The 24,345-nt window shown below is 50.9% G+C and carries 19 protein-coding genes, 5 tRNA genes and 1 pseudogene; 14 read left to right on the top strand and 11 right to left on the bottom strand.

The genetic code is table 11. The annotated features are described in order from the left end of the window. Positions 1-17: 17 nt before the first annotated feature. Together tssC and tssB are read right to left on the bottom strand one after the other, a co-directional pair. Complete coding sequence (gene tssC, locus V5P19_RS00835; RefSeq protein WP_334399209.1) at positions 18-1,562, bottom strand: type VI secretion system contractile sheath large subunit; 1,545 nt, start codon at positions 1,560-1,562, stop codon at positions 18-20. Positions 1,563-1,595: 33 nt separating this feature from the next. Next, entirely contained in the window at positions 1,596-2,096 is a 501-nt protein-coding gene (gene tssB / locus V5P19_RS00830) for a type VI secretion system contractile sheath small subunit (protein WP_334399207.1), read from the bottom strand. Between the two features lie 1,218 nt (positions 2,097-3,314). Between tssB and lpxP the strand changes: the two genes are divergently transcribed. Then, positions 3,315-4,232 (top strand): kdo(2)-lipid IV(A) palmitoleoyltransferase, encoded by a 918-nt coding sequence (gene lpxP, locus V5P19_RS00825; RefSeq protein WP_334399205.1) that lies wholly within the window; start codon positions 3,315-3,317, stop codon positions 4,230-4,232. A gap of 356 nt (positions 4,233-4,588) precedes the next feature. After that, a complete protein-coding gene (gene ypdK / locus V5P19_RS00820; RefSeq protein WP_099458937.1) occupies positions 4,589-4,660 on the top strand; it encodes a membrane protein YpdK in 72 nt (23 codons plus the stop codon). A 51-nt stretch (positions 4,661-4,711) separates the two neighbouring features. Here ypdK and alaC read toward each other — a convergent pair whose 3' ends face one another. Further along, positions 4,712-5,947 (bottom strand): alanine transaminase, encoded by a 1,236-nt coding sequence (gene alaC, locus V5P19_RS00815; protein WP_334399203.1) that lies wholly within the window; start codon positions 5,945-5,947, stop codon positions 4,712-4,714. 386 nt (positions 5,948-6,333) lie between these two features. Here alaC and V5P19_RS00810 point away from each other — a divergent pair, with 386 nt between their 5' ends. After that, entirely contained in the window at positions 6,334-8,031 is a 1,698-nt protein-coding gene (locus V5P19_RS00810; protein ID WP_334399201.1) for a sensor histidine kinase, read from the top strand. A 13-nt stretch (positions 8,032-8,044) separates the two neighbouring features. Then, on the top strand, positions 8,045-8,776 hold the full coding sequence (locus V5P19_RS00805) for a LytTR family DNA-binding domain-containing protein (protein ID WP_334399200.1): 732 nt from the start codon (positions 8,045-8,047) through the stop codon (positions 8,774-8,776). Positions 8,777-8,811: 35 nt separating this feature from the next. Here the strand turns inward: V5P19_RS00805 and glk are convergent, their stop codons facing one another. After that, positions 8,812-9,777, bottom strand: a complete 966-nt coding sequence (gene glk / locus V5P19_RS00800) for a glucokinase (RefSeq protein ID WP_334399198.1) — start codon at positions 9,775-9,777, stop codon at positions 8,812-8,814. 205 nt (positions 9,778-9,982) lie between these two features. Between glk and V5P19_RS00795 the strand changes: the two genes are divergently transcribed. Continuing rightward, positions 9,983-11,218 (top strand): ion channel protein, encoded by a 1,236-nt coding sequence (locus V5P19_RS00795; RefSeq protein WP_334399196.1) that lies wholly within the window; start codon positions 9,983-9,985, stop codon positions 11,216-11,218. Here the strand turns inward: V5P19_RS00795 and ipdC are convergent, their stop codons facing one another. After that, positions 11,219-12,877 (bottom strand): indolepyruvate decarboxylase, encoded by a 1,659-nt coding sequence (gene ipdC, locus V5P19_RS00790; protein WP_334399194.1) that lies wholly within the window; start codon positions 12,875-12,877, stop codon positions 11,219-11,221. It abuts the gene before it with no gap. A gap of 184 nt (positions 12,878-13,061) precedes the next feature. Between ipdC and mgrA the strand changes: the two genes are divergently transcribed. Further along, positions 13,062-14,060 carry an L-glyceraldehyde 3-phosphate reductase gene (gene mgrA / locus V5P19_RS00785; protein ID WP_334399192.1) on the top strand — a complete coding sequence of 333 codons (999 nt, stop codon included), beginning with the start codon at positions 13,062-13,064 and terminating at the stop codon, positions 14,058-14,060. A 128-nt stretch (positions 14,061-14,188) separates the two neighbouring features. Continuing rightward, positions 14,189-14,533 (top strand): DUF2502 domain-containing protein, encoded by a 345-nt coding sequence (locus V5P19_RS00780; RefSeq protein WP_334399190.1) that lies wholly within the window; start codon positions 14,189-14,191, stop codon positions 14,531-14,533. Positions 14,534-14,567: 34 nt separating this feature from the next. On the opposite strand, the gene V5P19_RS00775 is transcribed toward V5P19_RS00780, so the two are convergent. Continuing rightward, positions 14,568-15,806 carry an Nramp family divalent metal transporter gene (locus V5P19_RS00775; RefSeq protein WP_334399188.1) on the bottom strand — a complete coding sequence of 413 codons (1,239 nt, stop codon included), beginning with the start codon at positions 15,804-15,806 and terminating at the stop codon, positions 14,568-14,570. A gap of 345 nt (positions 15,807-16,151) precedes the next feature. Between V5P19_RS00775 and nupC the strand changes: the two genes are divergently transcribed. Further along, positions 16,152-17,339, top strand: coding sequence for a nucleoside permease NupC (gene nupC, locus V5P19_RS00770; RefSeq protein WP_119937366.1), 1,188 nt, complete (start codon positions 16,152-16,154; stop codon positions 17,337-17,339). A gap of 53 nt (positions 17,340-17,392) precedes the next feature. On the opposite strand, the gene V5P19_RS00765 is transcribed toward nupC, so the two are convergent. The 3 genes from V5P19_RS00765 to V5P19_RS00755 all read right to left on the bottom strand — a co-directional run bounded on the left by V5P19_RS00765 (position 17,393) and on the right by V5P19_RS00755 (position 19,979). After that, entirely contained in the window at positions 17,393-19,573 is a 2,181-nt protein-coding gene (locus V5P19_RS00765) for an EAL domain-containing protein (RefSeq protein ID WP_334399183.1), read from the bottom strand. Between the two features lie 213 nt (positions 19,574-19,786). Beyond that, positions 19,787-19,862: transfer RNA gene (locus V5P19_RS00760), tRNA-Ala, on the bottom strand. Between the two features lie 41 nt (positions 19,863-19,903). After that, positions 19,904-19,979: transfer RNA gene (locus tag V5P19_RS00755), tRNA-Ala, on the bottom strand. Between the two features lie 217 nt (positions 19,980-20,196). On the opposite strand from V5P19_RS00755, the pseudogene V5P19_RS00750 reads away from it, so the two are divergent. Together V5P19_RS00750 and V5P19_RS00745 are read left to right on the top strand one after the other, a co-directional pair. Continuing rightward, positions 20,197-20,526, top strand: a pseudogene (locus V5P19_RS00750) (YfeC-like transcriptional regulator); the annotation flags it as partial. Beyond that, positions 20,524-20,799 (top strand): YfeC-like transcriptional regulator, encoded by a 276-nt coding sequence (locus V5P19_RS00745; RefSeq protein ID WP_334401088.1) that lies wholly within the window; start codon positions 20,524-20,526, stop codon positions 20,797-20,799. The pseudogene V5P19_RS00750 and the gene V5P19_RS00745, both read left to right, overlap by 3 nt. Before the next feature lie 41 nt (positions 20,800-20,840). Here V5P19_RS00745 and gltX read toward each other — a convergent pair whose 3' ends face one another. Next, the gene (gene gltX / locus V5P19_RS00740) at positions 20,841-22,256 is read right to left on the bottom strand and encodes a glutamate--tRNA ligase (RefSeq protein WP_334399181.1); all 1,416 of its coding nucleotides are present in this window, start codon (positions 22,254-22,256) and stop codon (positions 20,841-20,843) included. A gap of 258 nt (positions 22,257-22,514) precedes the next feature. Between gltX and V5P19_RS00735 the strand changes: the two genes are divergently transcribed. The 4 genes from V5P19_RS00735 (at position 22,515) to V5P19_RS00720 (ending at position 23,329) form a co-directional block, all read left to right on the top strand. After that, positions 22,515-22,590, top strand: a tRNA-Val gene (locus V5P19_RS00735). Between the two features lie 41 nt (positions 22,591-22,631). Then, positions 22,632-22,707: transfer RNA gene (locus tag V5P19_RS00730), tRNA-Val, on the top strand. A 4-nt stretch (positions 22,708-22,711) separates the two neighbouring features. After that, a tRNA-Lys gene (locus V5P19_RS00725) sits at positions 22,712-22,787 on the top strand. 200 nt (positions 22,788-22,987) lie between these two features. Further along, complete coding sequence (locus V5P19_RS00720) at positions 22,988-23,329, top strand: FlxA-like family protein (protein ID WP_334401087.1); 342 nt, start codon at positions 22,988-22,990, stop codon at positions 23,327-23,329. Here the strand turns inward: V5P19_RS00720 and V5P19_RS00715 are convergent. Next, the gene (locus V5P19_RS00715; RefSeq protein WP_334399180.1) at positions 23,320-24,261 is read right to left on the bottom strand and encodes a LysR family transcriptional regulator; all 942 of its coding nucleotides are present in this window, start codon (positions 24,259-24,261) and stop codon (positions 23,320-23,322) included. The two genes, V5P19_RS00720 and V5P19_RS00715, sit on opposite strands and share 10 nt — an antisense overlap. Between the last annotated feature and the right edge of the window lie 84 nt (positions 24,262-24,345).

Below are 24,345 nucleotides of genomic sequence, written 5' to 3'. Positions count from 1 at the left end.
TGGCTTCCTGCCTTAGCTTATGATTTCGCCTTCGGCATCTGGGAAACCAGCGACAGGTTGACGTCCATCCCTTCCACCTGGAAGTGCGGCACGGCGTACAGCTTAACGCGGAAGAAGCCCGGGTTATCCTCAATGTCTTCCACTACCACTTTCGCGTCGCGCAGTGGGTGAGACGCCTGCAACTCGTCGCCCGGGTCGGTCATTTCGGTGACCAGATTGCGCACCCAGGTGTTGAGCTCCAGCTCCAGCAGACGTCGGTCTTTGGTGGTACCGATATTTTCACGCTGGATAAGCTTGAGGTAATGCGCAATACGCGACAGCAGGAAGATGTACGGCAGACGCGCATTGATACGGCTGTTGGCCGTCGCATCGGCGGTGTCATACAGGGCCGGTTTCTGCGTGGAGTTCGCGGAGAAGAAACAGCTGTAATCGCGATTTTTGTAGTAGGAGAGCGGAATGAAACCGAGGTTGGCAAACTCAAACTCACGGGTTTCCGGGATCATCACTTCCGACGGGATCTTCACCTGATTGCCGGTTCCCAGATCGTACAGATGAATAGGCAGGTCCTGTACGGCACCACCAGCCTGCGGGCCACGAATTTGCACACACCACCCGTTGTTGATGAAGCTGCGAACCATGTTGGATGCAAAGGCAAACGAGGCGTTGGTCCACAGATATTTGTCGTGATCGGGGCCTTTGACTTCTTCCACGTAGTTGAAGCTGCGCACCGGCACGGTGTCCGGGCCATACGGCAGGCGACCCAGCACGCGCGGCATCACCAGACCGATATAGCGGGCATCGTCCGTCTCACGGAAAGACTTCCATTTGATGTATTCAGCGCGATCAAAGTAGTTACCGATATCCTTGATGGCCGCCACGTCCTCCATGCTGTCTTTCAGGAAGAATTTCGGGCCGGCAGAGCCGATAAACGGCATATGCGCGGCAGCAGCGACTTTAGAGATGTTTCGCAGCAGGGCGACATCCTGCGCAGAGGCATCAAATTCATAGGAAGAAATCAGTGCAGCGATCGGCTCTCCACCCGGGGTGTCATACTCATCAATATACGTATGTTTATACAGCCCGCTCTGGATGATTTCCGGACTGTCTTCGAAGTCCTGACGCAGGTCTTCTTTGGACATATCCAGCAGTTCAACCTTCACGTTCTGGCGAAAATCGGTTTTGTCGACTAAGGATTTCACGCCGCGCCACAGACTTTCTACCGCCTGGAATTCTTCGCTGTGCATTACCGCATCAAGCTGACGGCTAATCTGGTAGTCCAGCTCAGCGATATGGTGGTCAATCAGGTTTTTGTCGAGTTTCTCAACTTTTGAGCCCGATTTCGTCAGGCATTCAAGGAACACCTGCATCCCGGCCGTTAATCGTTCATCCGCAGTCGCATCCGACATCGCCTGCGCGTCCTGCCAGATGTCCAGCGCACTCAGCTCCGAGACCGGGTTCAGGTTGATTTTTTCAAACAGGGACGCATAAACCCCACCCGTAACAGGACGGTCAAGCACAACGCCGCCACCCGCAGCATTCTCATTTTGTACAGACATCAGCATCTTCCTTATTAATCCGTTAAATCATCGTGACCGTTATGGCTGTTTCGGGGCCAGGGCTGAGAGTTCGGCTCTGAGTTCTGCGCTCAAGGCCGGGTCGAGCAGAATTTTTTCCAGCTCCTTTCGGAAAGCCTGGTTATCCAGCAGGTTTGCTTTTAAATCACGAAGTAAATTACGCATGGAAAGCATCGCCTTCAGCTGGGGGATTTGCCGGGAAACCTGCTCCGGGGTGAAATCTTTCATATTCTGGAAGGTGAGACTGATGTTGTCTTCGCTACCGTCATCAGCCAGCGTGTTTTTAACGGTCAAATTAACTTTTGGGGAATATTCGGAAAGCACTGAGTCGAAGTTATTTTTGTTCAAGTTAACTTTTTTGCGCTCAGACAGTGGTGCAGTCTCCTGACCATTACTGAAGTCACCCGTCACCAGTAATTTCAGGGGGAGCTCCGTTTTCTTGCTCGCGCCCCCGGTATGCAGATCAAGCTTTAAATTTATACGGGCCTTGGGGATTTCGGACTGAAAGGAAGAGTTAGACATAGCTGTCCCTGTTCTATGGAGTTATAGAAACGGTCAATGCCAGTGATAAATTACTAAGGAAGGCAAATCCAGCCAGAACGATTTCCGAGTTCACGTCATTCGACGAAAATGAAAACCCGTAATTAATAGCGAGCGCATTCCATTCACTAGCATGTCGACACTGTATTTTTGGGTAATTATCTGAAACAGTGAAATTTAGGATAAGACCCAATAGCCGGAGTTTAGAAACGTTTCACACCTAATCGGAAATGAAAATATGTAACAAAACATTACATAAACAACCTTTAACAACAGTAGATCATCTTTCTGATTTATAAGAATTTTCTTGTTAAAACCCTCAAAACCCCATGGAATAAGGGTGTTCATAAAGCGATCAATTTAACTTAGGTGGTAAATCTGTACAAAATCACACCACTCCCCTTAAATGTCTGATTTCTTATTTTTCTAAAAGAGAAGGTATGACATAACTCAGTTTGCTAAAAAAATTAGCGATTTTTCCTGGTCTTCACCGTGTTGTATTAGTCACCTGAATGAAACTTATACATTTGCGAAAAAAATAAAAGAAAAGATGGCTATCCAGCCTTGCTCAATATTTTCTACCAATGCAGGTGATATGTGCGTTCTGGACACCTATTTTTGACCTAAAATGCGCAATACTCCCTACTTACCGACATCTGATACTAAAATAAAAATGAATTATTCTTACCCCTTGCTCATATTAATTATTCTTAATGTCAGCTTTTACATTACCTTTTAAGAAGAGAGATAAGCATTAATACCCTGTCAGATTCTACATACTCTCTTGTCAAAATAGCGTATTGATAATGACTTGCATTACGAAAGTGACGATTTAAGAATCCGTTAGTTACTTTATACTAATAGTGAGCGTTAGCATGACGCCTTCTGGGGGACAAACATATTGAGCCGGTAAATCCATTATCAACGTCGTCCTCCATGCCACTCTCGCGGGTGGCGCCTGATGAAAATAAAAATGTTCGGAATCAAGCATCTCGTCATCTGCCGCTTTTTTAATCAAAAACGAACGATGGAACATATCTTATGATGGTGCTACATTAAGACGCCCACCCAACGTCAGCGATGGACAGGCAACGCCGTAAAGATCGGTAAAGCCTGCAACCTTGACCTTGTCCTACGGTCTAATTGGCACGTGGTAACGCAAAAGCGTTACTTTCAAAGGCTTTACATAGGTTCTCTAATTTGTCTCAATCCCAATTCAAACGTGCGTTTTTACACCCACGCTACTGGTTTACATGGTTTGGTCTTGGCATTCTTTGGTTGCTGGTCCAGCTTCCTTATCCTCTTATTCGCACGCTGGGTTCTAAGCTGGGCAGCACGTCACGATACTTCCTCAAGCGTCGTGAATCTATCGCCCGTAAGAACCTTGAACTCTGCTTCCCACAATATAATGCGGAACAGCGTGAAAAACTGATTGCTGAAAACTTCAAGTCGATCGGCATGGCACTGCTTGAAACCGGCATGGCCTGGTTTTGGCCTGATGAGCGTGTGCGTAAATGGTTTGATGTGGAAGGCCTTGAAAATCTGAAACGTGCACAGGCGCAAAACCGTGGCGTGATGGTTGTCGGCGTTCACTTTATGTCGCTGGAACTGGGTGGACGCGTAATGGGACTTTGTCAGCCGATGATGGCTACCTACCGCCCGCACAACAGCGCGCTCATGGAATGGGTACAAACACGCGGCCGCATGCGCTCGAATAAGGCAATGATCAGCCGAAATAATCTGCGCGGCATGGTCGGTGCACTGAAGAAAGGTGAAGCCGTATGGTTTGCACCCGATCAGGATTACGGACGTAAAGGCAGCAGCTTTGCCCCCTTCTTTGCGGTTCAAAACGTAGCAACGACAAACGGCACCTTTGTGATCTCTCGTTTATCAGGTGCTGCAATGCTGACCGTGACGATGGTAAGAAAAGCGGACAAGTCCGGCTATCGTCTGCACATTTCTCCTGAAATGGCTAACTACCCAGAAAACGAAGGCGAAGCCGCGGCGTTTATCAACAAAGTCATTGAGACAGAGATTATGCGTGCGCCTGAACAATATCTGTGGATGCATCGCCGCTTTAAAACACGCCCAATCGGCGAATCCTCGCTCTATGTCTAAGCTTTTCAAAGGTTAGTTTCGGTAAGAAACTAACCTTTTCAATCACCTGTAATCACCCCGAGTAATTGTTTTTCCTGCCGTCGCTCAAAATGAATTTATTGCGTTCTGAAATTAAACTGTCGCTGTTCCACGACACTCGTAAGTTACGGAAATTATTTAAAAAAAAGCCCTCTTGTCACCCTGAATTTTTAGGCGTACATTAGCGCCGTCTGGCAACAGGAAAGCACAGAATTCTGATCTGAAATGAGTGGCATGCGGGATAATTCTTAATTCCGCCTGAACCCGATTTCAGTTCTCTATAATCAGGTGGACTCTGTTTTTAAATGCGTACCAAAAGATACGCGGAGTGATGAAACGTGAAATATTTCTTTATGGGCATTTCGGTGATTGTATTGGTCTGGGCCGGAACCTTTGCCCTGATGATCTAGCAAAGCAAACACAGTTAAAAAAAGGAGCCGTTGGCTCCTTTTTTTATGTCATTACGACTCGGGATGGTCAGCGACGCTCTTTGATGCGAGAAGCCCGTCCGCCCGGAACATGCTCTTAATGCCCCTCACAGCCTGGCGAATACGGTCGCTATTCTCAATCAGCGCAAATCGCACATGCGTGTCGCCATAATCACCAAAGCCAATACCAGGCGAGACGCACACTTTTGCATCCTGCAACAGCTTTTTGGCGAACTCCAGCGACCCCATCGCCGCATACGGCTCAGGAATTTTAGCCCAGACGTACATGGACGCTTTTGGCATTTCAACCATCCACCCTGCTTCATGCAAGCCTTTCACCAGCACGTCGCGCCGACGTTTATACTGGGCGGCAATGTCATGCACGCACTGCTGATCCCCTTCCAGGGCCGCAATCGCCGCCACCTGGAGTGGCGTAAAGGTGCCGTAATCGTGATAGCTCTTAATACGCGCCAGGGCATTCACCATCGTTTTGTTTCCGACCATAAAACCAATACGCCAGCCTGCCATGTTGTAACTCTTAGACAGAGTAAAGAATTCAACAGCAACATCGCGCGCGCCGGGCACCTGCATAATTGAAGGTGCTTTCCAGCCGTCATACACAATATCGGCATATGCGAGATCGTGAACCACCAGCACGTCGTAACGTTTAGCCAACGCAACGACTTTCTCGAAGAACTCAAGCTCGACACACTGCGCCGTTGGGTTCGACGGGAAGCCGAGGATCATCATTTTGGGTTTCGGATAGCTTTCGCGAATGGCACGTTCCAGTTCGTTAAAGAAATCGACACCTTCCACCAGCGGCACAGAACGAACCTGCGCTCCAGCGATCACCGCACCGTAAATGTGGATGGGGTAGCTTGGGTTTGGCACCAGTACGGTATCGCCATGGTCCAGTGTAGCCAGCATCAGGTGTGCCAACCCCTCTTTCGACCCGATCGTAACAATAGCCTCGCTTTCAGGATCGATATCAACCTGGTAGCGATCCTGGTACCAGCGCGAAATAGCGCGTCGTAATCGAGGAATGCCGCGAGAGGTGGAATAGCCATGCGTATCCGGTCGCTGGGCAACGGTACAGAGTTTTTCAACGATATGCGGCGGGGTCGGGCCGTCAGGATTACCCATACTGAAATCAATAATATCTTCGCCGCGCCGACGCGCAGCCATTTTCAGTTCAGCAGTGATATTAAAAACATAAGGGGGGAGACGATCGATACGCGTAAAACGGCGTTCAGGACTGAATTCAGCCATAGATTCCTCAGATTAACGTGAGCGCCCGGACCGTCCGAGCGACGCTGCCACTGGTGCGGCATGCTTAGAAAATAACCTGAATAAAAACGTGCTGTCGAGAGGAAACGTAAAAAATAAATGTCGCGCTAAAACGGGAACCCTGCTGAGCCTAAAAGCGGAAGACTTTTACCCTAACATGCATTAGTAATACCTTATATTTAACATGATGATATCAGTATTCTTACCTTATACGGGGCGATGATGTTAAAAACACGATTCTTCAGTAACCCTGAAACTATCCCCTTTGGAAATTAGGGGTTTTCCCCATTTCATAAACCTGACGGATAGCTGGTCAATGCGCGCCAGGTTTTTTATCATAGATCTTTCCCGTTAGCTCTGGTCTTCCCGTGCACGAAATATTCGATATGCTTCTCGCGGTTTTTGATCGCGCGGCATTAATGCTGATTTGCTTGTTTTTCCTCATTCGCATTCGCCTGTTTCGCGAGCTTTTGCATAAGTCTGCGCACTCGCCAAAAGAGCTGCTGGCCGTCACCGCCATCTTTTCGATGTTTGCCCTGTTCAGTACCTGGTCTGGTGTCCCGGTCGAGGGTTCGCTCGTCAACGTGCGTATTATCGCCGTCATGTCGGGCGGGATCCTGTTTGGCCCGTGGGTGGGCGTTATCACGGGTCTTATCGCCGGCACGCACCGTTACCTGATCGATATCGGGGGAGTGACGGCTATCCCGTGCTTTATCACCAGCATTATTGCGGGGGGACTTTCCGGCTGGATTAACCGAAAAATACCTAAAAAGCAGCACTGGCGTGCGGGCATCGTCGCGGGCATGGTGTGCGAAACGCTGACCATGATCCTGGTCGTGGTGTTGGCTCCGACAACCGCGCTAGGGCTGGATATCGTCTCTAAAATCGGTATACCGATGATCCTCGGAAGCGTTTGCATCGGGTTCATTGTGCTGCTGGTGCAAAGTGTCGAAGGCGAAAAAGAGGCCAGCGCCGCTCGTCAGGCCAAGCTGGCGCTTGATATCGCGAACAAAACGCTTCCTCTATTCCGCCACGTTAATACGGAATCTTTACGCCAGGTCTGCGATATCATCCGCCGCGATATTCACGCCGATGCCGTCGCCATTACCAATATCGACCATGTACTGGCCTATGTTGGCGTGGGTGAGCACAACTATCAGGACAACGATGACACCATCAGCCCGACCACCAGACAGGCGATCAATTACGGTAAAATCATCATCAAAAACAATGATGAAGCCCACAGAACGCCTGAAATTCACTCAATGCTGGTGATCCCGCTCTGGGAAAAAGGTGTCGTGACGGGAACGTTGAAAATTTATTACTGCCACGCACACCAAATCACCTCTTCGCTGCAGGAGATGGCAATTGGCCTGTCGCAGATAATCTCGACGCAGCTGGAGGTTTCACGGGCAGAGCAGCTGCGCGAAATGGCAAATAAGGCTGAGCTCCGTGCGCTGCAAAGTAAAATTAATCCCCATTTCCTCTTTAACGCGCTGAATGCGATCTCATCCTCCATTCGCCTGAATCCGGACACCGCGCGTCAGCTGATTTTCAATCTGTCACGCTATCTGCGCTACAACATCGAGCTGAAAGATGACGAGCAGATCGACATCAAAAAAGAGCTTTATCAAATCAAAGACTACATTGCGATTGAGCAGGCACGCTTTGGTGACAAACTCACGGTCATTTACGATATTGATGAAGAAGTTAACTGCGTGATCCCTAGTCTGCTGATCCAGCCGCTGGTAGAAAATGCGATCGTCCACGGTATTCAGCCGTGTAAAGGGAAAGGCGTGGTGACCATCAGCGTAAACGAGAGCGGCAACCGCGTGCGCATTGCGGTACGCGATACCGGCCACGGTATCGACCCGAAAGTGATCGACCGTGTTGAATCTAACGAGATGCCGGGGAATAAGATTGGATTACTGAACGTCCACCATCGCGTAAAATTGCTGTATGGAGACGGTCTGATCATCCGTCGTCTTGAGCCTGGTACTGAAATTGCTTTTTACGTCCCGAATGAACGCACACCCGTTCATGCGCCCATATCTTTGTTGCCATAGGCCGGAGTAACAGATGAAAGTCATCATCGTAGAAGATGAATTTCTGGCTCAACAAGAGCTGAGCTGGCTTATCAGAACGCACAGCCAGATGGAGATTGTGGGCACGTTTGACGATGGCCTGGACGTGCTGAAGTTTTTGCAGCATAACCGGGTAGACGCCATTTTTCTTGATATCAACATTCCGTCGCTGGACGGGGTGTTACTGGCGCAAAACATCAATCAGTTTGCTCACAAGCCGTTTATCGTTTTCGTTACGGCCTGGAAAGAACATGCCGTAGAGGCGTTCGAACTGGAAGCGTTTGATTACATCCTCAAGCCTTACCAGGAATCACGTATTATCAGCATGCTGCAAAAGCTGGAAGCAGCGTGGCAGCAGCAGGCCACCCCGGCGAATACCAGCCCTGTCGTTCGGGAGAATGACACCATTAATCTGGTTAAGGATGAGCGTATCATCGTGACGCCTATCGACGATATCTACTACGCCGAAGCTCATGAGAAAATGACGTTTGTCTATACGCGACGTGAATCGTACGTGATGGCAATGAACATAACTGAGTTTTGCAGCAAGCTGCCGGCTGCGCACTTCTTCCGCTGCCACCGTTCGTTTTGCGTCAACTTAAACAAGATCCGCGAGATCGAACCCTGGTTTAATAACACCTATATTTTACGTCTGAAGGATCTTGATTTTCAGGTGCCGGTGAGTCGCAGCAAGGTGAAAGAATTTCGCCAGCTGATGCACCTCTAGAAGGTTCCCCTCTCCTGCCGGAGAGGGGAAAGCAATCAGAGAATTTGTCCCAGGACCTGACGCAAATGCGCACCCGAGCCAAGCAGGCCAGGATTATCATGCACAATCAGGTAAACAGGAATGTCCTGCACGTAGCTTCGAAAACGGCCCTTATCTTCGAAACCGCCGCGGAAGCCCGATGCCTTAAAGAAGTCGAGAAAACGCGGTACGATCCCACCCGCGATATAAACTCCGCCAAAGGTGCTAAGGTTCAGCGCCAGGTTGCCGCCAAAACGTCCCATGATCACACAGAACAGTGACAACGCACGACGGCAGTCAATGCAGCTGTCCGCCAGCGCACGTTCAGTCACGTCTTTCGGTTGCAGGTTTTCCGGTAGACGCCCGTCTGATTTCACAATTGCACGATACAGGTTTACGAGACCCGGGCCTGAAAGTACGCGCTCGGCAGACACATGGCCTATCTCTGCGCGTAATTCTTCGAGGATAATGCCTTCTTCTTCACTGTTTGGCGCAAAGTCAACGTGGCCGCCTTCACCCGGCAGGCTGACCCAACGTTTATCAACATGCACCAGGTGCGAGACACCCAGCCCCGTCCCAGCGCCGTATACGGCAATGGGTTTGCCTTCTACCGGAGCAGTGCCGCCAAACTGAATCAAATGCTCTGGCTTCAGCATCGGGATTGCCATGGACACCGCAGTAAAATCGTTAATGATTTCAAGATGCGCAAAGCCCAGATTTTTTTTCATCTCGGCGATAGAAAACGCCCAGGTGTGGTTGGTCATCGCCACCCAGTCACCCGTAATCGGGCAGGCAATGGCGATGCAGCCGTCTTCAACATTCGCCTTATGCTCTTCAAGATAAACGCGTACAACAGCTTCCAGGCTCGGATAATCCAGCCCTGAATAGGTTTTCGCCTGGGAAATCTCACCGCTGCTAACATCACATAATGCGAGGCGCGCGTTCGTGCCGCCCACATCACCTACCAAAGCATACTTTGTCATTCTTCTACTGCTCCGCTAAAGTCAGAATAAATCTTTGGGACACTGTAAATTCAAGGCGTGATAACAACAACGACCGGAAGGTGAATGCCCCAGGATTATCGATCTTCGTCACAGAATAACTTTACCGTTTCAGCACCTTTTGCACTATTGCCATAAACCTGATTGTGCAAAGTAACGCTATACCGTTTAGTACAAGGAAATCATCATGCTCCACCCGCGTGCCAGAACCATGCTGCTACTGGCAATCCCGGCATTAATCATTGGTATTGCCTCAAGTCTGGTGCTCATCGTCGTGATGAAGGTGGCCTCGGTACTGCAGTCGATGTTATGGGCTGCGCTTCCGGCAAAACTCGGTATCAGCTTTGATTCTCCAGCCTGGATTATTTTGATGCTGACGCTCACCGGCATTGCGGTGGGTCTGGTGATTCGTTTTAGCCCAGGACATGCGGGGCCGGATCCGGCGCAAGAGCCGCTGATTGGTGCGCCGGTCAATCCTGCAGCCCTGCCGGGGCTGATTATTGCGTTGATAATCGGTCTGGCAGGCGGCGTAAGCCTGGGGCCGGAACACCCGATTATGGCGGTGAACATTGGCCTGGCGGTGTTTATTGGCTCGCGGATTTTACCCCGCATCGGGTCGCTGGACTGGACTATTCTGGCCTCAGCCGGCACCATCGGCGCGCTGTTTGGAACCCCCGTTGCCGCCGCGCTGATCTTTTCTCAGACGCTCAGCAGTAATAACGACGTGCCGCTGTGGGACAAACTCTTTGCGCCACTGATGGCCGCAGCTGCCGGCGCGCTGACCACCAGCCTGTTTTTCCATCCTCATTTTTCACTCTCTCTACCCCACTACGGCCAGATGCAAATAGCGGATATTTTCAGCGGTGCCATTGTGGTTGCTATCGCGATAGCGTTGGGGATGGTTGCGGTATGGTGTCTTCCGCGACTGCACCGCCTGGTGCATAAGCTGAAACACCCGGTGCTGATCCTTGGCGTAGGGGGTCTGATGCTGGGCATTTTAGGGGCAATCGGCGGGACGGTAACGCTGTTTAAAGGCCTGGACGAGATGCAACAGCTGGCCTTCAGCCAGGTGTTTAGCGTCTCCGATTATCTGCTGTTTGCGCTCATAAAACTGGCGGCGCTGGTCGTGGCAGCAGCGTGTGGTTTTCGCGGGGGGCGTATCTTCCCGGCGGTATTTATCGGCGTAGCCCTGGGGCTGATGCTACACGAACATGTGGATGCGGTTCCGGCGGCAATCACCGTCTCGTGTTCTATTTTGGGCCTGGTTCTGGTGGTCACGCGCGATGCGTGGTTAAGCCTGTTTATGGCCGCCGTCGTTGTGCCAGATGCCACCCTCATCCCCCTGCTTTGTATCGTGATGTTGCCCGCCTGGCTCCTGCTGGCGGGCAAACCGATGCTGATGGCCTGGAGAAACGACAAGTAATCAGGCGCTATTACGCGCTTCCAGCGCTTTCGTCAGCGCGCCTAACAGCGGCGGAATATCGGCTTTTGGCAGCATGACCTCAATCAGCGAAAGCCGTTCGTGATGCGCCACTTTGTCGAGAACATCCGCCAGTTGCTCCGCCTCGCTGACCCGCCAGCACTCGGCCTGTGGATCCAGGCTGAGTGCCCCGGGGATTTGCGTCCAGTTCCACAGCGCAATGTCATTATACCGTTGCTCAGGCCCGTGAATTGCCCTTTCAACGGTATACCCTTCGTTGTTCAGCACCAGAATAACGGGGCGCTGTTTATCACGCAGCATCGAGCCAAGCTCCTGAATGGTCAACTGCGCCGCGCCATCGCCTGTCAGCACAATAACGCGCCGGTTCGGGCAGGCCGTTTGCGCGCCGAATGCCGCCGCTAGCGTGTAACCAATCGAACCCCAGAGCGGCTGGACGATAAAGTTCACGTCGTCAGGCAAGCGCAGGTCAATTGCGCCAAACGCGGAGGTGCCCTGATCGGCCAGAATAATGTCACCCGGACGAATAAACGTTTGCAGCGTGTTCCAGAAGTTTTCCTGCGTAAGCGAACCATCCGGCTGTGGGAATGAGAAACCACTGTGTGAAGGCGGTATGAGAGGTGCATGAACATGCTGTTTGCACAGTTCTGTCAGCGTCTCAATTGCCTGAAGCATCGGAATGCCCGTGAACCACACATCCCCCACCCGCGACGCGTGTGGTTGGACTTCTATCGTTTGTTCGGAGGTAAGCTGATGGGTGAAGCCGGCAGTCAAGGTATCGGTAAAGCGTGTACCAACACACAGCACGGTATCAGCACCTTCAATCGCCTCTTTCACCGCGCCAGCGCTCGCTGAACCGCTGTAGGTACCGTAAAAACCTGCCTGCCGTTCATCGAAGATCCCTTTGCCCATCAGCATCGTGGCATGCGCCATTGGCACCGCTTTTACCCACTTCTGAAGCGCTGGCTTCAGACCATGGCGCAGTACCAGAAAATCGGCTAACAGGGCTGTGCGTTTGCTTATTGCCAGTCTGCTCCCGGCGGCCTCACGGAACGCTTTCAGGCAGGCGTTATCGGCATAAACAGGCTTGAGTGTGAGAGCGTTTACAGGAGGGGTAGCGGCTTTTTTAGCCACATCGGCAGGCAACATCAGGTAGCCCGGACGGCGTTCCCGGAGCATTGTTGTTAGCACGCGATCAATTTCGTAGCAGGCATTTTGTTCGGTCAGGATAGCCTGAGCAACGGTGATCGGCTCGCTCATATGATAGAAATGGCGAAACTCGCCATCACCCAGCGTGTGGTGCAACAACTCCCCTTTTTGCTGGGAAGCCATCCCCGGCGCCCCGACGATATGCAATACCGGAACATGCTCAGCAAAGCTGCCCGCGATGCCGTTCATGGCGCTTAACTCCCCTACTCCGAATGTCGTCAGCAGCGCGGCAAAGCCCTTACAACGGGCATATCCGTCGGCAGCGTATGATGCGTTCAGCTCGTTGGCACAACCCACCCAACAGATATCCGGGCTGTCTATCACGTGATCGAGAAACTGCAGGTTATAGTCGCCCGGTACGCCAAACAGATGATCGGCTCCACAATCTGTAAGACGGTCCAGCAGGTAATCGGCGACGCAGTATGGGGTACGCATAACAGGTGTCCTTCTGACGTTGACCTCACCTTGAGTATTAAAGAAGCGTGATGACTGTCCAGAAATGGCGGCAAGAAGGCCATGGAAAGAATGCTTTACAAAAAAGGCTGCGCTATTCTTCATTTCTTCACGCTAGTGTAAACGCATACACTGTTATTTCTTTTTCGCGCCAGGGGTCATGAGTATGGGTTATCAGCCGGACAAAAATCGTTACCAGACAATGCAGTACCGCCGCTGCGGACAGAGCGGGCTCAAGTTGCCCGCCGTCTCTCTGGGGCTTTGGCATAATTTTGGCGATGCGACGCTTATCGAAAATAGCCGTCAACTTTTACAGCGTGCATTCGATCTCGGCATTACGCACTTCGACCTTGCCAATAATTACGGTCCACCTCCTGGATCTGCTGAACGTAATTTCGGCCATATTGTGCAGGAAGATTTCCTGCCATGGCGCGATGAGTTAATCATCTCCACAAAAGCGGGATATACGATGTGGGATGGTCCCTACGGCGACTGGGGTTCACGCAAATATCTGATCGCAAGTCTGGACCAGAGCCTGAAGCGCATGGGGCTGGAGTATGTCGATATCTTCTATCACCACCGCCCTGACCCGGAAACGCCGCTGCGTGAGACGATGAAAGCGCTTGACCACGTGGTGCGACAGGGTAAAGCCCTTTACGTCGGGCTGTCTAACTATCCTGCTGAACTGGCCCGACAGGCTATTGAAATCCTGAACGATCTCGGGACGCCGTGCATTATTCATCAGCCCAAATATTCGATGTTTGAACGCGCGCCTGAAGAGGGATTATTGGATGTGTTAAAGGAAAACGGGGTCGGCTGTATTCCCTTTTCACCGCTGGCAGGCGGTCAGTTGACCAACCGGTATTTGAACGGGATCCCGGAAGACTCTCGCGCCGCCAGTGGCAGTAAGTTCCTGAGCCCGGACCAGATTACCGAAGAAAAGCTGGATAAAGTCCGCAAACTGAACGCGATGGCGGAAAGTCGCGGCCAGAAATTATCACAGATGGCGCTGGCCTGGATTCTACGCCATGACACGGTGACCTCTGTACTGATCGGTGCCAGTAAAACGATACAGATCGACGATGCCGTGGGCATGCTGGAGAACCGTCATTTTACTGCCGATGAAATGGCTACTATCGAAGAGATTCTGAACAGCTCAAAATAAAGTCGTTTTTTAGCAAAAAGTGCTCTCCCACAGGATTTCGGAGTTGAGGTGATGAAACGAATGTTTACCAAATCGTAAAATTGCATTAACAGGCCCCATAAAGGCTCCGATCGTGAAGGAGAAAGAGTATGTTCAGGTCACTGATTCTTGCAGCGGTACTACTGGCTTCGGCCCCGCTGATCGCCAATGCAGGCGAGATCACCCTGTTGCCATCGATTAAATTACAAATTGGCGATCGCGACAATTACGGTAACTACTGGGATGGCGGCGGCTGGCGCGACCGTGATTACTGGCACCGTCATTATGAATGGCGTAAAGATCGCTGGTGGAAACATGATAATGGTCGCCATCGCGGTTGGGATAATCGTAAAGCCTATGAGCGTGGCTATCGCGAAGGCTGGAGCGATCGTGACGATCGTCGAGGCGGTAGAGACCACGGCAGAGGTCATGGCCACGGTCACGGACACCACTAATCGCAAAAAGGAGCCTTTCGGCTCCTTTTTCTTTTTATAGCCCTAACGCTGTGCCGACCAATAGCCACAGATTAAGCGCCACCACCACCACCACGATGACCCAACCTGCTCTTTTCACCAGCGTGGTATTTACGAGGTCGCCCATTAACGATTTGTCGCTGGTAAAAATCAGCAGCGGAACCAGCGCAAGCGCGATACCAAAACTCAGCAGCACCTGGCTCATGACCAAGATCCGCGTGGGATCAAGCCCCATCAAAATCACAATAAATGATGGCAGCATAGTCACCGCACGGCGCACCCATAATGGGATATGGAACCGGACAAACCCTTGCATCACTACCTGCCCTGCCAGCGTCCCAACCACCGTCGAAGAGAGACCCGCCGCAACGAGGCTTAACCCGAATATTGTCGCAGCGGCATGGCTCAGCAACGGCTCCAGCGTTAAATAGGCCTGATCGAGATCGGCAATGCCGGTGTGCCCATTAAAGTGGAACGCCGCCGCCGCGGTCGCCATCATCGCGAGGTTAACAAAACCGGCAATCGTCATGGCGATGCCGACATCCCATTTCGTTGCTGAATACCGCTCTTTACGAGATCCACCGTTTAGATGCTGAGTAAGTGATGAGTGCAGATAAATAACATGCGGCATGATGGTTGCCCCCAACACACCGGCAGCAAGGAAAACGGCCTCAGAGGTCGGCAAGCTAGGGATAAGCATGCCTTTACTGAGCTGCACTACGTTTGGTTGCGAGAAAATTAGCTCAACAATATAGGCCGCAGCAACAAACAGCAGCAACCCGCCGATGACCCGCTCCAGCGGCTTTTGCCCTCGACGCTGAAGCATCAGGATAAGGAAAGTGGCTATCCCGGTCAGCACGGCGCCCTGGAGCAGCGACACGCCGAGGATCAGCTTGAAGCCAATAGCCGCCCCGATAAATTCAGCGAGATCGGTCGCCATCGCGATAATTTCAGCCTGTACCCAGTAAAGCCATACCGCCGGACGCGGATAGTGGTCACGGATCTGTTCCGCCAGGTTTTTGCCGGTAGCAATACCCAATTTCGCCGAAAGCATCTGAATCAGCATGGCCATAAAGTTAGCCCAGACAACCACCCACAGCAGCTTATAGCCAAAGCTGGCCCCGGCCTGAATATTGGTCGCAAAGTTACCCGGATCGATGTAGCCAATAGCAGCAATGAATGCAGGTCCCATTAATGCGAACCGTAACTTGCGCGCTGCCCTGCCACTGCTACCCTCTACGCGACTGTTTGTCATTTCTGCCTCTGGAAATATAGCCTTTGCTATGTTTAATGCTATCAAAGTGAGAATGATTATCAAGATCATTTGAGATGTTTTTGGTGATTACTCTGATAGCTGCAAACGATAGATGGGCAGGAGGTGCGACATCACAGAAAGTGAAAATGCGCAGTCTTTTGTGAAGCGTAGCACACAAACTTAACTTTTCACTCATTTACCTAACATAACAAAAATGTATTGTTGATCACTATTTTTGAGACTCGTCACAGGATGTAACTATAGTGTGGCCTTGATCTCGTTTTCTTTGCGCTTGTTACATAGAATGTGCACGGAAATTAAACCTGCCTCATATTTGGAGCAAATATGGACCGCGTCCTTCATTTTGTCCTGGCACTCGTTGTCGTTACTGCACTTGCATTGCTGGTCAGCACAGACCGCAAAAAAATTCGTATTCGCTATGTTGTTCAACTGCTGGTCATTGAAGTTTTACTGGCGTGGTTCTTCCTGAACTCCAACGTTGGCCTCGGCTTCGTGAAAGGCTTCTCCGAAATGTTTGAAAAACTGCTCGGGTTTGCTAACGAAGGGACAAACTTTGTCTTTGGCAGCATGAACGATCAAGGCCTGGCTTTCTTCTTCCTGAAGGTGCTATGCCCTATCGTCTTCATCTCTGCACTGATCGGTATTCTGCAACACATCCGTGTTCTGCCTGTGGTTATCCGCGCGATTGGTTTCCTGTTGTCTAAAGTCAACGGCATGGGCAAGCTGGAATCCTTCAACGCAGTGAGTTCCTTGATCCTCGGTCAGTCTGAGAACTTTATCGCGTATAAAGATATCCTCGGCAAAATGTCCCGTAACCGCATGTACACCATGGCGGCTACCGCAATGTCTACCGTTTCCATGTCTATCGTGGGTGCGTACATGACAATGCTGGAACCAAAATTCGTTGTTGCAGCACTGGTTCTGAACATGTTCAGCACCTTTATCGTACTGTCGATTATCAACCCATACCGCGTGGACGCCAGCGAAGAAAACATTCAGATGTCAAACCTGCACGAAGGGCAGAGCTTCTTCGAAATGCTGGGTGAATACATTCTCGCAGGCTTCAAGGTTGCAATTATTGTTGCCGCAATGCTGATTGGTTTTATCGCGCTGATCGCCGCATTGAACGCCCTGTTCGCCGCCGTGCTGGGCATCTCTTTCCAGGGGATTCTGGGCTATATCTTCTACCCAATTGCCTGGGTGATGGGTGTGCCGGCGCATGAAGCGCTGCAGGTGGGCAGCATCATGGCAACCAAGCTGGTGTCTAACGAATTCGTGGCAATGATGGACCTGCAGAAAATTGCCAGCACGCTCTCTCCGCGCGCTGAAGGTATTCTATCCGTGTTCTTGGTTTCCTTCGCTAACTTTTCTTCCATCGGTATTATCGCCGGTGCAATTAAAGGTTTGAACGAAGAACAGGGTAACGTGGTTTCTCGCTTTGGTCTGAAACTGGTTTACGGTTCTACGCTGGTAAGCGTCCTGTCTGCTTCTATCGCAGCACTGGTACTGTAACTCGCGCAGTAAAAAAACCGGGAGCCAGCAGGCTCCCGGTTTTTTTATCTCTGTCATTCGCTAAGCGGCGTGGGTTTACCTATCAAATAGCCCTGAAGATAATCCACGCCAAAGCCAAGCAACATCTCCCGCTGCTCCGTCGTTTCGACATATTCAGCGACCACACAGAGTGATTTCGTTTTCGCCAGATTACAAATCGACTGCACGATCATCGCATCCATACCGTCAGTACAAATATCTTTCACAAAGCAGCCATCAATCTTAATGATATCTGCCTGTAGCCGCTTGAGGCGCTCATAGTTGGCATACCCAGAACCAAAATCATCAATCGCGATGCGCAAACCGTATTCCCGCAGCTGCTGGATGTTCTTGATACTGCTACCGGAATTAGAAAATGCCTGCTCTTCAGTGATCTCGATAATGACAGCCTGGGGCGCAATACCATAGCGTTCAAAGAGCGAGATAATCTCTGCGGCCACCTCTTTGTGCATCAGCGTCATGGGCATCAGATTGACAGAAAAACGGGCACCCGCGTGCGTTGCGGGATGATCGCGTAACCATACCAGCAATTTCTCCATCACGGCCAGGTCGAACCTGTGGCTCAGGTTAAACTGGGCAATCAGTGGTATGAAGCGATCCGGCGTGATGATATCGCCATCGCTCTCCAGACGCGTCAGAATTTCAGAATATCCCTGACCTTCAGCATTCAGGATTGGCTGCGCATACAGGTGAAGCTGCCCTGCCTCCAGCGCCCGCTTGATGCGCCCTAACATCAAGACCCGCTCCGTCGTCTGTCCAGACGCCGCCTCAAGGCTGTTTGTGAGCGCCAGGACGTTATTGCCCCCGCAAGATTGTTCTGACAGCCAGCTCAGCTGCCCCAGCATATGATGTAAGGTTTCGCCATTTTCAACTTTGCCCCAGGATGCGCCAAACTCAATATCCAACCCGGTATTGTTCCAGAAAATCTTCCGGCTGTTCAGTTGGTCAACCATATGTTGCAGGCGCTCGGCGGTATCCGGCCCCAGCAATACCAGCATCAGTTCGCTCCCCGGGAGCTGAAAGAGCTTCTCATCTTTCTGTAACAACGGCTGCAGCGATGTGGTAATCATGCGCTTGCAATGCACCCGCATCAAAATGCCGTAGTGGCGACTTAAAAACTCCAGGTTATCCATTCTCAGGCAGCATACGTTGGCCTCAGGGTGAATGAGGAGATAATCTTCAAGCGCGCGAATATTGGGTAACCCGGTCAATGGATCGGTTAACGCCCTCTCCTGCCAGCCCTGCTTCATCCATTCGCTTCGCTGGTAGATCCGCGACATATAAAGCAAACAGATAGCAAAAGAGATGAGAACAGACAGAATAAAGGAGAGTGAATGACCAGATTCAACGCCATTGAGAAAATTGTAGTTGTAGGTTAACAGAAGCAGTGCGGATGCCGCCCAGAGTAGAGAGATAAGTGCATAGCTCAAGCGGCTGATACATAACGTAAACAGGATGAAAATAATCGGCATCAGATAACCGGCGATAATAGGCGACTCTAAAGGAGCACACAATATTGCCACCACGATGACTAAAAGCATCAACCAGACTAATAAATATAAGGATTTCTTGCGTAAAAAAACGGGCTTCACACTCCGCCGCCAGAATGTTCTCGCATAGCGGGGATTAATAATCATTCTTAATGGATAATAGAACATCATCGTAAAGATCAATGCCGCACAAATCAGGCTTTGAATATCGACGACGTTATAAATTGCGGTTCCTTCTCCAAAAAAATTCGAGATCGTTACCGGGAAATGGAATAAATATCCGGCCAGGTACATCGACAGCTTAATGCCTAACGGAACCATAAACCCGAGCCAGAAAATACGGACCCCGATATGCTTGTTCGGCACGCTATAGCGCCAACGCTTGCCCAGAATCAGACGGATCGCGCCGCAGGCCGCGAATACTGAAAAAGTCTGACAAAACAATAAGACAAGATATTGTAGTGGAGCTAAATCAATGATGAATATATTAGTGATACTGAAACTTAACAAAATGGGAATAATTGCCCGGCGACCGAATAACAAAATCATCGCCAGCATGACGCTTAAGGGTAACCATGCCAAATAAACATCATTCCCATTAACAACCGCGCGCGGAGAGAGATACCGTGAAAAAGGCACCGCCACCAGGCATAACGCCAGTGCAATTATAAATATCTTTACATTATTGTAAGTTTTTCTATTCATTAAGTTAGATAATCTATTTATCCATTCATATCATTGACCCGATGGATAATAGGTTTATTAATTGAGCGAATCAAGTTCAAGTCTATTTATAGACCTCTTTATTGATTTGAATTGAGGTGGGGTATAGAAAAAAACCCTATCGGCAACAGAAACTGCTCAAGGATGTTACAAAAGCATAAAAAAACCCTCGTCTTTCGACGAGGGTCTAAATTTTGGTGGAGCTAAGCGGGATCGAACCGCTGACCTCTTGCATGCCATGCAAGCGCTCTCCCAGCTGAGCTATAGCCCCACATGTGACTTTACTTACCCGACTCTGTTGGGTTCAGAGTTTGGTGGAGCTAAGCGGGATCGAACCGCTGACCTCCTGCATGCCATGCAGGCGCTCTCCCAGCTGAGCTATAGCCCCATCGTAAAGCTGTCATGTTGACGGGCGGCATAATATGAATTCCACCGCTGAGTGTCAACGGCAAAATCAGCTCTACGCTTTCAATCGCCGAAAAATCATGCAAATGAATCACTTTGCGAACCTGCTCGCAGCCATGAGTTAAGCCTGTCACGTTTTCACGTAAAACGGTGCTATAAAATGAACCACTAATTAACCCCACAGATATTCAGGAAATTGCATGATCAAGGAACGAATGACGCCAGAAGAGTTAGCCCTGCTCACTGGCTATAGCCGACAGACCATCAATAAATGGGTACGCAAAGAGGGTTGGATTACGTCGCCAAAACCAGGAGTACAGGGTGGCAAAGCGCGTCTGGTGCATGTGAACGAAAAAGTGCGCGAGTTTATTCGCAGCGCGCGTAGGGCCTCGGAAACGCCCGATATTCCAGAAAAAGTCTACCAGGACGGCTCGCTGCACGCCTTACTTCTGACGCTGGCGAATGAAATGACGCCGGATGAACAAAAGCAGATGACTTCACTGCTACTGCGCGAAGGGATTAATGGAGTGAAAGGCGGTCGGGCGCGGCTGATTCATATTGATGCCCGCGTAAAGGAGCACATTATGAGCCTCCCGGCCATCCGCAACCGTCAGGCAGTTTATCATCTTGCAGAAGTCACTTCTTTATATGGTGAGACAACCTCGCCGAAACTGCTTCCTCAGATAATCGACTCGCTGGAGAACATGACCCAGGTCGAACAAGAGAGACTTTATGTGCTGCTGAAGCGTGAAGGTATACGCGGTTTTCTTGCACGTCTTGGCATTGCCGAATTACATGCATAAAAAACGGCAGGTCACCCTGCCGCTTTTTATCTTTGGCTACCTTACTGCTGGCTTTCACGTTCAGCAATAAAGTCCAGCGCCTTATTGATGCGCGCTACGCTGCGGGATTTACCAATCGCATGGACAGTGACATCCAGCGCCGGAGACTGACCCGCGCCCGTAACGGCAACACGCAGCGGCATGCCGACTTTACCCATGCCGACTTCAAGCTCATCTGCTGTCGCCTGGATGGCGTGATGCACATTCTCAGCCGTCCATTCAGTCATAGCAGCCAGTTTGTCGCGCACCACTTCCAGCGGCTGACGAGCAACGGGTCGCAGGTGCTTCTTAGCCGCGTCCGCGTCGAACGCGTCAAATTCTTCGTAGAAATAGCGGCAGCTTTCCGCCATCTCTTTCAGCGTTTTGCAACGTTCGCCAAGCAGCTTCACTAAATCTGCTAGCTCAGGGCCGGTGCGGGTATCGATATTGGCCTGCTCGATGTGCCACTGCAGATACGTCGCAACATATTCTGGCGGCATGGTGTTGATGTAGTGGTGGTTCAACCACTGCAGTTTTTCGGTGTTGAACGCACTTGCGGATTTACTGACCGAGTTCAGCGAGAACAGATTAATCATCTCTTCGCGGCTAAAGATCTCCTGGTCACCATGGGACCACCCCAGACGCACGAGATAGTTCAGCAGCGCTTCTGGCAGGTAGCCATCATCGCGATATTGCATAACGCTCACTGCCCCATGACGTTTGGACAGTTTTTTACCGTCGTCACCGTTAATCATGGAGACGTGCGCATACACCGGAACGGGCGCGTTCAGCGCCTTCAGGATGTTGATTTGGCGCGGGGTGTTGTTGATATGGTCTTCACCGCGGACAACGTGAGTGATTTCCATATCCCAGTCGTCAACCACCACGCAGAAGTTGTAAGTTGGAGAGCCATCGGTACGGCGGATAATCAGGTCGTCCAGCTCCTGATTGCTGAATTCAATGGGGCCACGGATCTGGTCGTCAAAAACGACAGAACCGTCCTGCGGGTTAGCAAAACGGACTACGCAAGGCTCATCAGCAGCATGTTCGCTGTGGTCATGGCGACAACGGCCGTCATAGCGCGGCTTTTCACCGTTCGCCATCTGCTCTTCACGCAGTGCATCCAGGCGCTCTTTAGAGCAGTAGCACTTATAAGCCGTACCCGCGACCAGCATCTCATCAATGACGGCGTTATAGCGATCAAAACGTTTAGTCTGGAAGTAAGGGCCTTCATCCCACTCCAGATTCAGCCAGTTCATACCATCCATAATGGCTTCAATTGCTTCCGGCGTAGAGCGCTCGAGATCGGTGTCCTCAATACGCAGCACGAACTCACCTTTGTTGTGGCGTGCAAAAAGCCAGGAATAGAGAGCGGTACGTGCACCACCGACGTGCAGATAGCCTGTCGGGCTGGGCGCGAAGCGAGTTTTGATTTTCATGAAATGGCCTTACGTTATAAAGGTGCCGGCGATCGGCAAAACCAGGGAAAAAAACAATGGGCGATATTCTATCACTGTGGGGCGATTCCTCAATGTTGATCCCTGTATCGTGACGGCGTTTGCGATTTTTGTTTAGAAATCATGCGCCACAGCCCGTTCTGCGGTCGTTTTGTTTAATTTTACGACGAACGAATAAAAACTTTAGAAAAGGCGTTGACTCATTTTCAACTCTCCCTATAATGCGACTCCACACAGCGGGGGTGATTAGCTCAGTTGGTAGAGCATCTCCTTTACACGGAGGGGGTCGGCGGTTCGAGCCCGTCATCACCCACCATCTACTTCAGTAGGCTCGCAGTGTAGATAAGAATTGAGATTGGGCGATTAGCTCAGTTGGTAGAGCATCTCCTTTACACGGAGGGGGTCGGCGGTTCGAGCCCGTCATCGCCCACCATTTCGGGTCGTTAGCTCAGTTGGTAGAGCAGTTGACTTTTAATCAATTGGTCGCAGGTTCGAATCCTGCACGACCCACCAATGTAAAAAAGCGCCCTAAAGGCGCTTTTTTGCTATCTACGATACTCAGCGTTATACATTTAGCCTGAGAGTAGTCCCCATTCCTGCCTTTTCCCATCACAAGCCTACTACGCTTCCCCATGTAGCCAAACAGCGTTGTTTTGCTCAAGCTTATTCTTCTCGTGCCGATACCTCTGTTTTATGGCGAAAAGGATCTCATGATGACGACACTCAATGCAGTTTCACTGTCGGCGATAGAAATAGGTAGCGTTGGTAACAGTTCTGGCGGAAATGACATAGCCTCCCAGATCAACCAGTTGATGAAGCAAATCACAAAAGCTACTCAGCAACTTAAAGAAGTGGCACTAAGTGACGCAACAACGGAAGAGAAGCAAAAGCAGGAGGAGTTACTCCAGTCTCAGCTGACTATGCTACAGGCGCAGCTGGCGCAACTGCAGCATCAGCAGGCAGAAGAGGCGATGCCAAAACAGGAAAACGGTCAGGCAGTCGCAGAAGGCGTCAACAAGCCTTCTGCAGAACACCAGATTGATATCTACATCTGATTATTGGCTTCATTAAACAGTGGATCGCGTATGCGTGCCTCCATCAAATGCCGAGCCTGCATACGCACCACATCCCAGCAGGCATGAGCCGCCCCCGACAGCGAACGATTTTTGCGCCTTACCAGCATCACCTTACGATCGATACACGGCTCCAGCCGTTTCACCGTCAGGCAGCTTCCCTGCGGTAGCGGAAGCGCCAGCGCCGGTAACACGCTGATCCCAATGCCTGCCTCAACCATCGGAAACAGCGTGGCCGGATGGCCAATCTCCTGCACTATAGTCGCGCTTATGCCTTGTGCAACCAAAGCGGCATCGATTAATGGCCGGCTTCCGGAGGCATAATCCTGTAAAACCAGATTAGCGCCCTGCAGCCTGTGCCACATCACCTGCGGTAACGTGGCCAGCGGGTCGTCATCGCGACAAAGCAACAGAAAGGGCTCTGATAGCACCACTTCACATTCCAGATCGCTTACCGGACCCGGATCGATCACAATTCCGAAGTCCACATCGCCCTGGCGGATACTCTCAAGCACCCACTGCTGCGGCCTGTCGTGGAGGACAAAATCTATATCAGGATAGCGATGATTACTTTCGGCAATGCACTGAGGGATAAGGTGCGCGGATATCGTCTGACTGGCAGCGACACGCACGGTGCCGGAAAGCTGTTGCCCCAGTCGCCCCACATCTCTCAGCGTGCTGTTTAGCTCATCCAGTAACCGCTCCAGACGTAACGCCAGCTGCTGCCCTGCTTCCGTAAGCACCACTTCACGCGTGGTGCGGTCAAGTAACCTTACCCCCGTCTGACTCTCCAGTTCCTTAACACTGTGGCTGACGGCCGACTGGCTCAGGCCGATGATCTCCCCTGCCCGACTAAAGCTGCGGGCATGCGCGACGGTGACAAAAACACGTAGCTGGCGTAGTGAATAATTCATCTGTTTAATTCATAAATGGATGCAATAAATCAATTTTATTTCTCAAAGGGATCAAAGCACAATAGCGACATCTGATTTCAGGAG

Origin of the sequence: Enterobacter sp. UNJFSC 003 (assembly GCF_036903355.1) — a bacterium.
Taxonomy (GTDB): domain Bacteria; phylum Pseudomonadota; class Gammaproteobacteria; order Enterobacterales; family Enterobacteriaceae; genus Enterobacter.
This window is presented reverse-complemented; position numbering and strand designations above follow the sequence as displayed.

What these genes read in the sequence shown, in the direction of transcription:
- tssC (WP_334399209.1), bottom strand. Translation starts at nt 1,562, where the DNA reads ATGCTGATGTCTGTACAAAATGAGAATGCTGCGGGTGGCGGCGTTGTG.
- tssB (WP_334399207.1), bottom strand. Translation starts at nt 2,096, where the DNA reads ATGTCTAACTCTTCCTTTCAGTCCGAAATCCCCAAGGCCCGTATAAAT.
- alaC (WP_334399203.1), bottom strand. Translation starts at nt 5,947, where the DNA reads ATGGCTGAATTCAGTCCTGAACGCCGTTTTACGCGTATCGATCGTCTC.
- V5P19_RS00805 (WP_334399200.1), top strand. Translation starts at nt 8,045, where the DNA reads ATGAAAGTCATCATCGTAGAAGATGAATTTCTGGCTCAACAAGAGCTG.
- glk (WP_334399198.1), bottom strand. Translation starts at nt 9,777, where the DNA reads ATGACAAAGTATGCTTTGGTAGGTGATGTGGGCGGCACGAACGCGCGC.
- V5P19_RS00795 (WP_334399196.1), top strand. Translation starts at nt 9,983, where the DNA reads ATGCTCCACCCGCGTGCCAGAACCATGCTGCTACTGGCAATCCCGGCA.
- ipdC (WP_334399194.1), bottom strand. Translation starts at nt 12,877, where the DNA reads ATGCGTACCCCATACTGCGTCGCCGATTACCTGCTGGACCGTCTTACA.
- mgrA (WP_334399192.1), top strand. Translation starts at nt 13,062, where the DNA reads ATGGGTTATCAGCCGGACAAAAATCGTTACCAGACAATGCAGTACCGC.
- V5P19_RS00780 (WP_334399190.1), top strand. Translation starts at nt 14,189, where the DNA reads ATGTTCAGGTCACTGATTCTTGCAGCGGTACTACTGGCTTCGGCCCCG.
- V5P19_RS00775 (WP_334399188.1), bottom strand. Translation starts at nt 15,806, where the DNA reads ATGACAAACAGTCGCGTAGAGGGTAGCAGTGGCAGGGCAGCGCGCAAG.
- nupC (WP_119937366.1), top strand. Translation starts at nt 16,152, where the DNA reads ATGGACCGCGTCCTTCATTTTGTCCTGGCACTCGTTGTCGTTACTGCA.
- V5P19_RS00765 (WP_334399183.1), bottom strand. Translation starts at nt 19,573, where the DNA reads ATGAATAGAAAAACTTACAATAATGTAAAGATATTTATAATTGCACTG.
- gltX (WP_334399181.1), bottom strand. Translation starts at nt 22,256, where the DNA reads ATGAAAATCAAAACTCGCTTCGCGCCCAGCCCGACAGGCTATCTGCAC.
- V5P19_RS00720 (WP_334401087.1), top strand. Translation starts at nt 22,988, where the DNA reads ATGACGACACTCAATGCAGTTTCACTGTCGGCGATAGAAATAGGTAGC.
- V5P19_RS00715 (WP_334399180.1), bottom strand. Translation starts at nt 24,261, where the DNA reads ATGAATTATTCACTACGCCAGCTACGTGTTTTTGTCACCGTCGCGCAT.